Here is a 12,678-nt window from a genome sequence, read left to right on the forward strand (position 1 = left end):
GATCAGGACCTCTTCAGCTTGGGATCGAGAGCATCGCGCAGGCCGTCCCCCATCAGGTTGATTGCCAGCACCGTGATCAGGATCGCGATACCCGGAAGCGTGACCACCCACCAGTGGCTGCTGATGAACTCGCGGGCTTCGGCGAGCATCGTGCCCCATTCCGGTGTCGGCGGCTGGGCGCCCATGCCGAGGAAGCCGAGGGCTGCAGCGTCGAGAATGGCGCTCGAGAAGGAGAGCGTCGCCTGGACGATCAGCGGCGCCATGCAGTTGGGCAGGATCGTCTTGAACATCAGGCGGCCGTGACCGGCCCCCGCCACCTTGGCGGCGACGACATAGTCACGGGTCTTTTCGCTCATGACGGCCGCGCGCGTCAGGCGCACGAAGTGCGGCTGGAAGACGAGCGCGATCGCGATCATGGCGTTGACGAGGCCCGGTCCGAGAACAGCCACAAGCACCAGGGCGAGCAGCAGCGACGGGAAGGCGAGGATGATGTCCATCACGCGCATGATGACGGTATCGACCCAGCCACGGAAGTAGCCGGCGATGACGCCAAGCGCGATGCCGCCGACGAGCGACAACGTCGTGACGATGACGCCGACGAACAGCGAGAAGCGCGTGCCGTAGATCAGACGGGACAGCATGTCGCGGCCGACGGCGTCGGTACCGAGCAGGTAGCCGGCGCGGCCGCCCTCCTGCCAGATCGGCGGAACCAGAACCGCATCACGGTACTGCGCCACCGGATCATGGGGCGCGATCCACGGCGCAAAGACCGCCAGCAGAACGAGGAGCAGGAAGAACACGAGGCCGATGACGGCGCCGCGGTTCTCGGAGAAATAATACCAGAACTCGGCCAGTCGCGCCCGGCGGGACGGATCGGTCGAAACGGCGCTTGTTGCAGCAGCTTGAGACATGACGCCCTCCTTAGTGCCGGATACGCGGATTGATCAGACCGTAGAGCAGGTCGACGATGAGATTGACCACCATGATCACCGCAGCGATGACCAGCAGGCCCCCCTGGATGACGGCGTAGTCACGACGCGACACCGAATCCACCATCCACTTGCCGATACCCGGCCACGAGAAGATCGTCTCCGTCAGGATCGCGCCGGCGAGCATGACGCCCACCTGCAGACCGATGGTGGTAACCACCGGGATCAACGCGTTGCGCAGCGCATGGACGCCAACGACGCGGAAGGTCGAAAGACCCTTGGCGCGCGCCGTGCGGACGTAATCTTCAGAGAGGACTTCAAGCATCGCCGAGCGCGTCTGGCGCGCGATGACCGCAAGCGGAATGGTGCCAAGCACGATCGTCGGCAGGATCAGGTGGCTGACCGCCGACTTGAAGGCGCCGGCCTGGCCGGACAGCAGCGAGTCGATCAGCATGAAACCGGTAACCGGCGGGAAGAAGTACATCAGCGAGATACGGCCCGAGACCGGCGTCCACTGCAGCATGCCGGAGACCAGCATGATGAGCAGCAGGCCCCACCAGAAGATCGGCATGGAGAAGCCGACGAGTGCGGTGCCCATCATCGCCTGGTCGATGGCCGAGCCGCGCTTGATCGCCGCAATCACGCCGGCCGGAATGCCGAGGATGATCGCAAACAGGATCGCGCAGAGCGAAAGCTCGACGGTCGCCGGGAACAGCTCGAAGAACTGGTCGATGACCGGCTTCTTGGTCACGATCGAAGTACCGAAATCCCCGTGGAGCACGCCCCAGAGATAGTCGAGGTACTGGACCACGATCGGCCGGTCGAAACCGAGCGCATGTGAAATTTCAGCATGCCGCTCCGGCGACATGACGCGCTCGCCCGAAAGCAGCGCCACCGGATCGCCCGGAAGCAGGCGAATGAAGGAGAAGGCGATGATGGAGACCCCGACGAAGGTCGGTATCAGGACAGCCAATCGCCCCAAGAGAAATCGGAACATGTTAAACCCCGCGCCATGTTGCCGCGGCATTGTATCCCGCCGCTGGCACCACTGCATGCTTTCCCACTTAACGGCGAAGCATACAGCAAGTCGAAATGCCACAGCGACCTTTTGCGCTCCAGGAGGAACTCGGGTCGCTATAGTGGATGCAAAGAGGGGCGCTTGCCCTTGGCAAACGCCCCCTTAAGGATCAGTTAACTAAATTACTCGGTGATGTCCACGCCGTCGAAGGCAAAATCGCCGAGCGGGCTCTGAACGAAGCCCTCGACATTCTTGCGCATCGGCACGACGGAGAGCGAGTGGTCGATCGTCGCCCACGGCGCCTCGCGCTTGAAGACGGCCTGGGCCTCTTCGTAGAGCTTGGTGCGCTCGGCGATATCCGAGGTTTCCTTCGCCTTCTTCACGAGGGTGTCGAATTCCTGGTTGCACCACTGCGCACGGTTGTTGCCGCCGACAGCATTGCAGCCGAGAAGCGTGTCGAGGAAGTTGTCCGGGTCGCCGTTGTCGCCGGTCCAGCCGAGGATGACGGCACCGTCACGATCCTTCGCCTTGGACTTGTCGAGGTATTCGGCCCATTCGTAAGAGACGATCTCGACCTTGACGCCGACCTTGGCGAAGTCCGACTGCATCAGTTCAGCTGCGCGGCGAGCGTTCAGCATGTACGGACGCGAAACCGGCATTGCCCAGAGCTTCATCGACAGGTCCTTGACGCCTGCGTCCTCGAGCATCTTCTTGGCTGCTTCCGGCTCGTAGGTGTCGTCTTCAAGCTTGTCGTTGTAGGACCACATCGTCGGCGGGATCGGGTTGACGGCCGGCTGGGCAGCGCCCTGGAAGACGGCGTCGACGATTGCCTGCTTGTTGATCGCCTTGTTCAGCGCCTTGCGCACTTCCGGCTTGTCGAACGGAGCCTGGGTCGTGTTGTAGGCGAGGTAGGCGACGTTGAGGCCGGCCTGTTCCATGACCTTCAGGTTCGGGTCAGCCTTCATCTTTTCGACGTCGGCAGCGTTCGGATACGGCATCAGGTGGCATTCGCCGGCCTGGAGCTTCTGGAAGCGAACCGAAGCGTCGGTGGTGATTGCGAAGACGAGGTCGTCGATCTTCTGCTTGCCGCCCCAGTAGTCCGGGTTCGCCTTGTAGCGGATGACAGCATCCTGCTGGTAGGCGACGAAGGCGAACGGACCGGTGCCGAGCGGCATCTGGTTCATCTGCTCCATCTTGCCGTCAGCCTGCAGCTTGTCGGCATATTCCTTCGACAGGATCGAAGCGAACGGCATTGCGATGTTGGCGAGGAACGGAGCTTCCTTGCGCGTCAGGGTGAACTTGACGGTCAGGTCGTCAACCTTTTCGACCGACTTGATGACTTCCGGGAAGCCCATGCCGGCTGCGTATTCCCACGAAGCGCCGGTGATGTACTTGTTCCACGGATTGTCGGCCTTCAGCTGGCGCTCGTAGGAGAACACCACGTCGTCGGCGGTCAGCTCGCGGGTCGGCGTGAAGAACTCGGTCGTCTGGAACTTGACGCCCGGACGCAGCTTGAACGTGTATACGAGACCGTCGTCGGAAATCGTCCAGCTCTCGGCAAGGCCCGGCTCGACTTCGGTCGTGCCCTTCTTGAACTCGAGCAGGCGGTTGTAGACCGTGTGTGCCGCCGCGTCGAACGTCGTGCCGGCGGTATACAGGCCCGGGTCAAAACCCTCAGGCGAACCTTCCGAGCAATAGACGAACGTCTTCGACCAGGCAGAGCCGGCCATCAGCGTGGCAAGCGCCGTCGCTGCAAACAGAGTAGTGAGCTTTTTCATGAGCTTTGCTTCCCAGATTTGTTTTTGTTCTCGAGTTTTCCTGACGCGGAATGCCGTTGCCCCCCGGTCAAGGCCGGATGGAACGACATTTGGCGTCGCATTGCAATAAGTCGCCGCATAAATTTGTCTATGCGAAAAATTCGCCCGCAGGTAGAGCCGGGATCTCTGTCCACTGTTTTAGAATCGACTGACGAATCAATGCAGCGCGACACCTTCGAACCAAGGCTTCCCGGCTGTTTCCGCAGGGTTTACAACGTGCCTTGTTCGTCCCTCCACCGGGGCTAGTCTCGCCCCGGATGCCCGCCTTTATTCTAGCGCGAACGGCGGGCCTGCGGAATACACGATCATTCGCCTCACGAGAGTGAGATTCGGTACCGACAGGTTTCCGTCAATCCCAAGATACTATGGTAGAAATCACCAACAGGATTGTGCAATAGAATGTATACAAAACTCGGGGGAGACAATCGACGTGCCCAGACGTCCTTGGGAGGGACCGGCAGCCGCCTTTTACAGTTTGCCGTCTTTCGGCAGGTTTGCCGAGGGACGGGCATGATGCTTGCTGCCAGCAATGCCGGCGCCGATCTTTGCCGGTTGATCGCTCCGGCGCGCCGGATAGACTGCCGCGCGACGACAAGGGGATAGCCATTCCGTGGCGGCTTTGCTGGAAAATCACAGGCGATACGATCTTCGCGACGAACTTGAGAAAGCGCTGAACCGCGTAGACTTCTTCCGCATCTTCCACACGATGGCGCTCAGGTTCGGCTTCAGCCATTTCGGCATTCTTCAGCTCGGCAACGAGAACGACGCGTGCATGCTGTCCACCCGCCTGGTGCTGCATGATCTTCCGTCCGGGCTTGCCGAGGAATACGACAAGCGCCACCGCTTCGGTGACTCCCTCTTCTACAAGACGCTGCACCGGTCGGCGATTTCCTCCATCTGGCGGACGGACGACCCGGGCTGCGACACCAGCCAGAATTTGCTCGTGCAGCTCGGTTTCGAGCTGCTGCTCAGCGTGCCCGTGCATGCGGCTGCCACCGGCGCGCGCTACGCCGTTCTCTTTCTCGGTGATGGCGATGACATCGGCCGCACCGAGCATGTCGAAGTCGCCTATGACGCGGTCTCAGCCTTCGACTACTTCTATCGCATCGCGCTGGCCAACAAGACCGGCATGGGCCTAACGCCGCGGGAGACCGAAATTCTCAAGTGGATCTCGCACGGGAAGACGGCAAGCGAGATCGCTCTCATCGTTTCCGTGTCGGAGCACACCGTGAATTCCCACACCGCAACGATCCTGAAGAAGCTTGATGTCGTCAACCGCACCCAGATGGTGGCGAAGGCGATCCGAGAACAGATCATCCAGTGACAGCCGATGCGTGGTATCCCACTACACCACGCCCAACGAACAGGACGCCTGCAAATCAGCAAGGGTATCGGTCATGACGCGAAAAGCTCACATCCTGCTCGTTGACGACGATCCGACTGAAAACCTGATCCTGCGCGCCTTGATCCGCAAGGTGAGCAATATCGAGATCGAGCTGCATTACTGCCAGACGATGGAGGGCGCGCTGGAGTTCCTGCGCTCGGGCAAGCCGGTGTCGATGATCCTCCTGGACAACCGACTTCAGCCGCAGCGCGATTTCCGCGAGACCGTGCCGGCGCTTCGGCACCAGGGTTACATCGGGCCGATCGGGGTGATTTCGGCGTCGCTCGCCGATCCCTACTTTCAGAATCTGGAGGAGTATGGTGCCGACTTCCGCATCGACAAGGCGGAAATCGACCCGACCGCGATCGATTTCATATTGCGGGAATATCTGCCGCAGGGGTGAACCCAGCGAAGCTCCGCTACAGCGCCGCGCGTTCTATCAGACGCGCAAAGGTCGCTGTAGCACTTTGATTTGCTGCATATCTTTGTCCTTAAAACGAGGTCGATTTAAGGTGACATGCACTAGGCCCTGGATCGTCAGGCAGCCGTGGTCTGCGGACGCTTCGTTTCTTCGAGACCGAGCAGGAAGTTGATCTGGGGACGCGCCTTGACGAGGTCGTCGATCGTGTAGCCCTGAAGCACCTCAAAGAAGGCGTTGAGCGCCTTGCGGAGCGCCGAATTGAGGCCACAGCTATCGACGAGCGGACAGTCGATCTCGCCGGCCTCGAAGCATTCCGCCATGGCGAAGCTGTCTTCCGTTACCTTGACGACATCGAACAGGGTGATGGCGGATGCGGGCTTCGGCAGGCGCACGCCGCCATTGCGGCCGCGGACGGTCTCGACAAGGCCGGCCTTGGTCAGCGGCTGCAGGATCTTGAAGAGAAACAACTCGGAAACGCCATAGGCCCTGGCGATTTCGGGAATGCGGCTGAGCTTTTCTCCGTTGGCGGCGCAGTACATCAACATGCGAACCGCGTAGTTCGTTTGTTTCGTCAGACGCATCATTCACTCCGGCATTCGAGAGGTTCACGAGTTCATCATATAGGACGGATCGTAGTTTGGAACAATTCCAAAAAGCTCGAAAATTCACTTCTTGTTGAGTGTTAACCGTTTCCCGATTGACTGTTCTGGGCGCTGAGGTCAAGAAAGATGAGCATTTTTGTTAACTTAGCTCAAACAAGAAAATGGAGGAAGCGATGTCCGTTTCAAGAGCAGCGATGGGCGTTTTGTCCCTGACGGCAACCCTGCTTACGACGAGCGCCGCCTGGGCCGACGGTGAGGTCAATATCTATTCCTACCGGCAGCCCGATCTGATCAAGCCGCTGCTCGACGCCTTCACCAAGGAAACCGGCATCACCACCAACGTGCTCTTCCTCGACAAGGGCCTCGTCGAGCGCATCCAGGCCGAAGGCGCCAACTCGCCGGCCGACGTGATCCTGACGGTCGACATCAGCCGCCTGACCGAAGCCAAGGACGCAGGCGTCACCCAGCCGGTCGTCAACGAGACGATCAGCAAGGACATCCCGGCACATTTCCGCGATCCTGACGGCAACTGGTTCGGCCTCACCACGCGCGGCCGCGTCGTCTACGCTTCCAAGGACCGCGTCGCCCAGGACGACATCACCTATGAAGAACTTGCCGATCCGAAGTGGAAGGGCAAGATCTGCACCCGCGACGGCCAGCACTCCTACAACATCGGCCTGTTCGCCTCGATGATCGCCCACCATGGCGAAGCCGAAACCGAGAAGTGGCTGACGGGCCTCAAGAACAATCTCGCCAAAAAGCCCGACGGCGGCGACCGCGACCAGGCCAAAGCGATTCTCGCCGGCGAATGCGACCTCGCACTCGGCAACACCTACTATGTCGGTCTGATGCTGACCAACGAGAAGGAGCCGGAACAGAAGGATTGGGCTGCCGCCATCAAGGTGCTCTTCCCGAACGCCAAGGACCGCGGCACGCACGTCAACATCTCGGGCATGGCACTCGCCAAGAACGCCCCGAACAAGGACAACGCGCTGAAGCTGATGGAATTCCTGTCGGAAGGCGAAGCCCAGAAGATCTACGCCGAGCAGGTCTACGAATATCCGGTGCTGCCGGGTGCCGAGCCCTCCGACGTGGTCAAGTCCTTCGGCACGATCAAGCCCGACGAGCTGCCGTTGGCCGACATTGCCGCCAACCGCAAGAAGGCATCGGAACTGGTCGACAAGGTCGGCTACAACGACGGCCCGCAGGACTGATCGCGAACCGAACTCGCGTTACGGACAGCGGGCCTCGGCCCGCTGTTTTCGTTTCAGGTCGCTGGACGGCAAGAACCGCAGGCTCATTGGGCCCCGGCACGCAACTGGGCAGCATAGTCGAGGATTGCCTTGCGACGCTCGGGCGTGCCGGGATGGGTCGACAGGATGCTGGTGTCGCCGTGGTCATCGAGCTTGTCTTCGAGCAGATCAAAGAAGCGGGCGATCGCCGTCGAATCCCTGCCGGCCTTCTGCATCAACTCGACCGAGTGCCTGTCCGCAGCACTTTCCGCGCCGCGTGAGTAGGACAACGTCAAAAGACCGGCGCCCTGTACCAGAATGTCTTCAGCACCGGACCCGATGTCGCCGCCGATCATCATGATCAGCCCGGCGACGCCGGCGGCACGGTAGATCTGCCGCAGGCTATGCTCGAGCTCGACGTGACCGATCTCGTGCGCCAGCACACCGATGATCATTTCGGTATCGTCGCCGGCAAGCTCGATCAGCTCGTCGGTGACAATCAGCGTGCCGTCGGGTAGCGCGAAGGCATTCGGGCCGATGGTGCCACCCTTGCGGAAGTTGAGCCTATATCCGCCCTCGCCGCGATCGGACTGGCGCGCGATCGCGTTGAACCCGTCACGGATCTTGTTCTGCCGCTCAGCTGAAAGCGCCGACGTGTCGAGCAGCGTTCGATCCATTGTTTCCAAGGTGCTTGCCGACATGATCTTCGGCACGATCGGCGGCGTCACCAGCACGGCGACTTCGACGAGCGCCGGCACGGCATAACGATAGATGGCCACGCCGCAGAGCACGGTCGCCAAAACGACCGCGATCAGGCGCGGGTGGAAACGCTCCCACTCGTGGACGAGACTGGTTTTTCCCTTCCGTTTGAGGAAGCGATCCATGGCGTCGTTGTCGGTCGTCTCGAACAGCGAACCGTCGGGAAACTCGACACGACGCGGAATGGCGCCGACACGCGCGGAAATGTCGACGGCGGCAAGCACGCCGCCTGCAAGTTCGACACCGTCCTCACCCAAGGCTTTGACGCCGCCGCCATCTTCGATCAGCCGCGAGGGCGCCGACCGGCTGGAACCGGCCGGATGCCACTCGCCAACAGCAATCTCTGTGACGCTAGAAGCCAAAGTCGAAGCCTTCGAAATCCATGAACTCCGAACCAACGGCCGAACCTTCCTGGGCGATCTTGTCGAACATCTCGCCGACATTACCTTCGAAATGTACACCCGTATGTTCATTGACATAGCGCGTCATGCGCACCGCAGCCCAGGGACGCATCAGGCCCAGTGTGAGGAGGGTGACGATCACGTTGGTGATCGTGATCCAGGCGTAACGGCCCCGCGACAGATCGCTCGTCAGCTGATGCTTGCCGTCGAAGGTCGTTGCCGACCAGGCGACGTTGCGAACGCCAGCACGATAGAACAGCGTCGCGACCCCGAAGATCGAGAAGAACGCGATGTAGCCGATGACGAACAACGCAATCATCGAAACCTGCAATTCCGGGGTGGCCACATAGGAACCGTCGAACAGCGTCATGATCACGGCCAGGTTGAGGAAACCGATAAAGGCGATGATCAGCAGGCCAGCAACGATGATGGCCGCCGACAGGAACCAGGACTTGTAGATCGCACCGACCGAAGGATCGGTCGTAAATGCCCTTTGTCCGTAACGCAGGTTGCTGCCGATGTAGCGGTAGGACCAGCGGCTGGCGAGCGGCACCAGGATTCCGAGCGTCAGAACCGAGATGACCGGACCGACGATAAAGGCGAGGAACGCACCGCCGACGCCGCCGACGAAATCGAACCGCACATTGCGATAGCTGGTGACGCGGGCGCTGAAACGCAGGCCCCTGACGACCAGCCACGGCAAGAAGACCACCAGCAGCAGCGCAAGGATGATGCCGGCGATCGGCACGAAGGTCAGCATGACGTTGTAGAAAATCAGGTAGGCGAACACGATCACTCGGCCGATCAGGATCTGCTTGCCCTTCGCATGATATTCGAAGGCGCGCCCGAGCAGCACAGTATTGCCATAGAAATAGCGGTTGCGGCGGACTTTTGCCCAGGCGGAATAGATGCCGAGCGTGATGATCGTCAGCAGCACGTTGACGATCCAGATGCCAAAATACTCTTTTCCGCTACCGCTGAACGACAGGCGGTGGAAATTGTCCGGTACCCTCTGCGTCGACGTCCCTTGCATCGACGCCGTTTCGGCCACGACCATGATAAAACCTCTCTCAATGAAATCAGCTTGCGGCCGCCCGCTAACAGACAGGCGCCGCGTTGCGACAGGATGACGTCATTTGTGAACCCAGCGAACTGTGGCTATCCCCCCGGATGAGCCTTCCATGCAAAAGAACGATCGAAATGCCTGCAATATTCGACCGAGGCGCGAATCAATTTTCAGCGCCTCGGGGATATCAAATTAGTTGCAGCGCAGCATGGCATGCAACAGGAAAGGAGCTCCCGAGGGAGGTCCCCGGCGCGCAACAAAAAAGGGCCTCCCGAAGGAGGCCCTGAGGCGGGAGGATCTGATGTCCCGTTACTTCATCGTCGGCATGACGAACTCGGCACCATCCTTGATGCCCGAGGGCCAGCGCTCGGTGATGGTCTTCGTGCGGGTCCAGAACTTGATCGAGTCCGGGCCATGCTGGTTCAGGTCGCCGAAGGACGAGGACTTCCAGCCACCAAAGGAGTGGTAGGCGAGCGGAACCGGGATCGGCACGTTGACGCCAACCATGCCGATGTTGATGCGCGAGGCGAAGTCGCGGGCCGCATCGCCGTCACGGGTGTAGATCGCGACGCCGTTGCCATATTCGTGCTTCATCGGCAGGTCGAGGGCTTCCTCGTAGTTCTTGGCGCGAACGACCGAGAGAACCGGTCCGAAGATTTCCGTCTTGTAGATGTCCATGTCCGGGGTGACATGGTCGAACAGGCAGCCGCCGATGAAGTGGCCGTTTTCATAGCCCTGCAGCTTGAAGTCGCGGCCGTCGACCACGAGCTCAGCACCCTGCTCGACACCGCTGTCGATCAGGCTTCTGATGCGCTGTTCGGCTTCCTTGGTGACGACCGGACCCATGTCGGCCTTTTCGTCGGTGTAGGGACCGATGCGCAGGCTTTCGACCATCGGGGTCAGCTTCTGAATCAGGCGGTTGGCGGTTTCTTCACCGACCGGGACGGCAACCGAGATCGCCATGCAGCGCTCGCCGGCCGAGCCGTAGCCGGCGCCCATCAGCGCATTGGCGGCCTGGTCGAGATCGGCGTCGGGCATGATGATCATGTGGTTCTTGGCGCCGCCGAAGCACTGGGCGCGCTTGCCGTTCATCGCTGCCGTGCCATAGACGTAGCGGGCAATCGGGGTCGAGCCGACGAAGGTAACGGCGGCAATATCCGGATGGGTCAAGATCGCGTCGACGGCGCCCTTGTCGCCGTTGACGACGTTGAGGATACCTGCCGGCAGGCCAGCTTCAATCATCAGTTCTGCGAGGCGCATCGGAACGGACGGGTCACGCTCGGACGGCTTCAGGATGAAGGCGTTGCCGCAGGCGATCGCCGGGGCGAACATCCACATCGGGATCATCGCCGGGAAGTTGAACGGCGTGATGCCGGCGCCGATGCCGACGGCCTGGCGGATCGAGTACATGTCGATGCCGGGGCCTGCACCTTCGGTAAATTCGCTCTTCTGCAGATGCGGAATGCCGATGACGAATTCGCAGACTTCGAGGCCGCGGACGAGGTCACCTTTGGCGTCTTCGACGGTCTTGCCGTGTTCGCGCGAGAGTATCTCGGCGAGTTCGTTCATATGCGTGTTCAGGAGCTCGACGAACTTCATGAAGACGCGGGCACGGCGCTGCGGGTTGGTGGCCGCCCATTTCGGCTGCGCCGCCTTGGCGCTTTCGACCGCTGCCGCAAGCTCCGCCTCGCTCGCCAGCGCAACGGTGCCCTGCACTTCGCCGGTTGCCGGGTTGAAGATGTTGCTGACGCGACCGCTCTTGCCGGCGACGCGCTTGCCATCGATGAAATGACCGAGTTCGTACATGGTTGGTTCCTCCAGACCTTGATTGTGGCGGCATGATCGCACTACGATTTCAACAAAGCAATTTCCGATATTCAGCAACCGTTGTGCAAAAACTAAAGTCCATGGTGTTGAGACGAGGTATCTGCCTATGAATTGGGACGATGTGAGAATGTTTCTAGCCGTGGCGCGCACCGGGCAGATCCTGGCGGCATCGAAGCGGCTCGGCGTCAACCATGCCACGCTCAGCCGCCGGGTGACGGCGCTCGAGGAAACCTTGAAGACCCGGCTTCTCGTGCGCCGGCCGAATGGCTGCGAGCTGACCGCCGAAGGGGAAATCTTCCTGACGGCAGCCGAGCGGATGGAGACGGAGATGCTGGCGGCGCAATCGCAGATCGGCCGGATCGACACGGCGATCGCCGGCACAGTGCGCATCGGCGCGCCCGACGGCTTCGGCGTCTCGTTCCTGGCGCCGCGCCTTGGGCGGCTGACGGCCCGCTATCCGGAACTGAAGCTGCAACTGGTGCCGGTGCCGCGTTCCTTTTCGCTGTCGCAGCGCGAGGCCGATATCGCAATCACCATCGAGCGACCGGAACAGGGGCGCCTCGTCTCCTCGAAGCTTACGGATTACACGCTCGGTCTTTACGCCTCATCGGACTACCTGGAAAAACACGGGACGCCGCAGACGATTGACGATCTGAGGGAACATCGCCGCATCGGCTATGTCGAGGACCTGATCTTCACGCCATCTCTGAATTTCTCCGCCGAGATCATGCGAAGCTGGGACGCCTCGTTCGAGATCTCCAGCGCCACCGGCCAGACGGAAGCCGTGCGCTCCAGCGCCGGCATCGGCATCCTGCACAACTATATCGCCCGCCACACGCCGGAGCTCAAACGCATCCTGCCGGAAACGACGATCCGCCGCGCCTATTGGACCACCTATCACGAAAGCGCCCGGGACCTCGTGCGCGTGCGCACGGTGGTCACCTTCCTGCAGGAATTGGTAACGGCGGAACATCAGATCTTCGTCTGAGACCGGACCGGGCCAGGATGCACGAGAGACGGCGCGTCCGCGGGGCGCACGAGCACGATCGACGGGAGCGGCGCACCGAGGCGCTTCAAACGAGAAAGAGAAGAAATAAGGAGAATGGTACGGTTGCCAGAAGCCGTTTTTTGTCCCACATTTTTCGAAGTGCCTGAGTTTGCTTGCTTTTCAGAATTCCTGCGGGCCCACCATGCGTCACATCGCATCGTAAACTCTGAAGTC

The 12,678-nt window shown here is 60.9% G+C and carries 11 protein-coding genes; 4 read left to right on the plus strand and 7 right to left on the minus strand.

Features of this window, described 5'->3' with window-relative positions; translation table 11 throughout:
• Positions 1-2: 2 nt before the first annotated feature.
• The 3 genes from ACTJKM_RS01900 to ACTJKM_RS01910 form a co-directional block, all read right to left on the minus strand.
• Positions 3-911 carry an ABC transporter permease subunit gene (locus ACTJKM_RS01900; protein WP_058325419.1) on the minus strand — a complete coding sequence of 303 codons (909 nt, stop codon included), beginning with the start codon at positions 909-911 and terminating at the stop codon, positions 3-5.
• Positions 912-921: 10 nt separating this feature from the next.
• Entirely contained in the window at positions 922-1,926 is a 1,005-nt protein-coding gene (locus ACTJKM_RS01905; RefSeq protein ID WP_057250955.1) for an ABC transporter permease subunit, read from the minus strand.
• Between the two features lie 203 nt (positions 1,927-2,129).
• Positions 2,130-3,725: an ABC transporter substrate-binding protein gene (locus ACTJKM_RS01910; RefSeq protein ID WP_057250957.1), complete on the minus strand. Its 1,596-nt coding sequence runs from the start codon at positions 3,723-3,725 to the stop codon at positions 2,130-2,132.
• 649 nt (positions 3,726-4,374) lie between these two features.
• Between ACTJKM_RS01910 and ACTJKM_RS01915 the strand changes: the two genes are divergently transcribed.
• Together ACTJKM_RS01915 and ACTJKM_RS01920 are read left to right on the plus strand one after the other, a co-directional pair.
• Positions 4,375-5,088 carry a helix-turn-helix transcriptional regulator gene (locus ACTJKM_RS01915; RefSeq protein ID WP_058325418.1) on the plus strand — a complete coding sequence of 238 codons (714 nt, stop codon included), beginning with the start codon at positions 4,375-4,377 and terminating at the stop codon, positions 5,086-5,088.
• A gap of 73 nt (positions 5,089-5,161) precedes the next feature.
• Positions 5,162-5,551, plus strand: coding sequence for a response regulator (locus tag ACTJKM_RS01920; protein ID WP_057250960.1), 390 nt, complete (start codon positions 5,162-5,164; stop codon positions 5,549-5,551).
• A gap of 134 nt (positions 5,552-5,685) precedes the next feature.
• Here ACTJKM_RS01920 and rirA read toward each other — a convergent pair whose 3' ends face one another.
• Positions 5,686-6,150 (minus strand): iron-responsive transcriptional regulator RirA, encoded by a 465-nt coding sequence (rirA, locus tag ACTJKM_RS01925; protein WP_057251106.1) that lies wholly within the window; start codon positions 6,148-6,150, stop codon positions 5,686-5,688.
• A 215-nt stretch (positions 6,151-6,365) separates the two neighbouring features.
• Here rirA and ACTJKM_RS01930 point away from each other — a divergent pair, with 215 nt between their 5' ends.
• Positions 6,366-7,385 carry a Fe(3+) ABC transporter substrate-binding protein gene (locus ACTJKM_RS01930; protein ID WP_057250963.1) on the plus strand — a complete coding sequence of 340 codons (1,020 nt, stop codon included), beginning with the start codon at positions 6,366-6,368 and terminating at the stop codon, positions 7,383-7,385.
• An 83-nt stretch (positions 7,386-7,468) separates the two neighbouring features.
• On the opposite strand, the gene ACTJKM_RS01935 is transcribed toward ACTJKM_RS01930, so the two are convergent.
• From ACTJKM_RS01935 to ACTJKM_RS01945, 3 genes are all read right to left on the minus strand, one after another.
• Positions 7,469-8,524 (minus strand): M48 family metallopeptidase, encoded by a 1,056-nt coding sequence (locus ACTJKM_RS01935; protein WP_058325417.1) that lies wholly within the window; start codon positions 8,522-8,524, stop codon positions 7,469-7,471.
• A complete protein-coding gene (locus ACTJKM_RS01940; protein WP_082663360.1) occupies positions 8,514-9,620 on the minus strand; it encodes a YjgN family protein in 1,107 nt (368 codons plus the stop codon). Before ACTJKM_RS01940 ends, ACTJKM_RS01935 begins: the two co-directional genes overlap by 11 nt.
• Before the next feature lie 318 nt (positions 9,621-9,938).
• Positions 9,939-11,435, minus strand: a complete 1,497-nt coding sequence (locus ACTJKM_RS01945) for a CoA-acylating methylmalonate-semialdehyde dehydrogenase (protein ID WP_058325416.1) — start codon at positions 11,433-11,435, stop codon at positions 9,939-9,941.
• A 127-nt stretch (positions 11,436-11,562) separates the two neighbouring features.
• On the opposite strand from ACTJKM_RS01945, the gene ACTJKM_RS01950 reads away from it, so the two are divergent.
• Positions 11,563-12,444 carry a LysR family transcriptional regulator gene (locus ACTJKM_RS01950; RefSeq protein ID WP_058325415.1) on the plus strand — a complete coding sequence of 294 codons (882 nt, stop codon included), beginning with the start codon at positions 11,563-11,565 and terminating at the stop codon, positions 12,442-12,444.
• Positions 12,445-12,678 lie beyond the last annotated feature (234 nt).

It is taken from the genome of Ensifer sp. 22460, from assembly GCF_052044935.1.
Taxonomy (GTDB): domain Bacteria; phylum Pseudomonadota; class Alphaproteobacteria; order Rhizobiales; family Rhizobiaceae; genus Ensifer.

Excerpts from the sequence above, each read along its gene's own strand:
- ACTJKM_RS01900 (WP_058325419.1), bottom strand. The coding sequence starts at position 911 with ATGTCTCAAGCTGCTGCAACAAGCGCCGTTTCGACCGATCCGTCCCGC.
- ACTJKM_RS01905 (WP_057250955.1), bottom strand. The coding sequence starts at position 1,926 with ATGTTCCGATTTCTCTTGGGGCGATTGGCTGTCCTGATACCGACCTTC.
- ACTJKM_RS01910 (WP_057250957.1), bottom strand. The coding sequence starts at position 3,725 with ATGAAAAAGCTCACTACTCTGTTTGCAGCGACGGCGCTTGCCACGCTG.
- ACTJKM_RS01920 (WP_057250960.1), top strand. The coding sequence starts at position 5,162 with ATGACGCGAAAAGCTCACATCCTGCTCGTTGACGACGATCCGACTGAA.
- rirA (WP_057251106.1), bottom strand. The coding sequence starts at position 6,150 with ATGCGTCTGACGAAACAAACGAACTACGCGGTTCGCATGTTGATGTAC.
- ACTJKM_RS01930 (WP_057250963.1), top strand. The coding sequence starts at position 6,366 with ATGGGCGTTTTGTCCCTGACGGCAACCCTGCTTACGACGAGCGCCGCC.
- ACTJKM_RS01940 (WP_082663360.1), bottom strand. The coding sequence starts at position 9,620 with ATGGTCGTGGCCGAAACGGCGTCGATGCAAGGGACGTCGACGCAGAGG.
- ACTJKM_RS01945 (WP_058325416.1), bottom strand. The coding sequence starts at position 11,435 with ATGTACGAACTCGGTCATTTCATCGATGGCAAGCGCGTCGCCGGCAAG.
- ACTJKM_RS01950 (WP_058325415.1), top strand. The coding sequence starts at position 11,563 with ATGAATTGGGACGATGTGAGAATGTTTCTAGCCGTGGCGCGCACCGGG.